Source organism: Sphingomonas sp. AC449 (assembly GCF_979253475.1).
This window is the reverse complement of record NZ_CEEDCZ010000042.1, coordinates 1-286: the sequence shown is the minus strand read 5'-3', so window position 1 is coordinate 286 and position 286 is coordinate 1. Positions and strand designations below refer to the sequence as shown.

The window sequence follows — 286 nt, the reverse complement described above, 5'->3', positions numbered from 1 at the left end:
GAACAGCCCCGCGCAGAAGGCGCTGTACTACAACACCGCCGACCGCCGCCCTGCAGGCCGCGTCATCAAGGTTGCCTCGATCGGCAACCACGTCTTCTACCGCAGAGTCGGATCGTCCCGACCACCGTCGGGACAGGTTGAACACGCGGCGTCCCGCTTCGAGTTCGAGACCGATGATCCGCGAATGAGCAGGCGAATGCGCTTGCCTCGTTCGGGGATTGTTCTATTTTCGGTCGATGCTCGACACCCCCCCGGCCTCCTGTATCGACGAACCCGGATCCCCGTT

At 63.3% G+C, this 286-nt stretch carries 1 pseudogene; it reads left to right on the top strand.

What is annotated here, in order from left to right:
• A pseudogene (locus AC0CH3_RS17780) lies at positions 1-286 on the top strand (hypothetical protein); the annotation flags it as partial.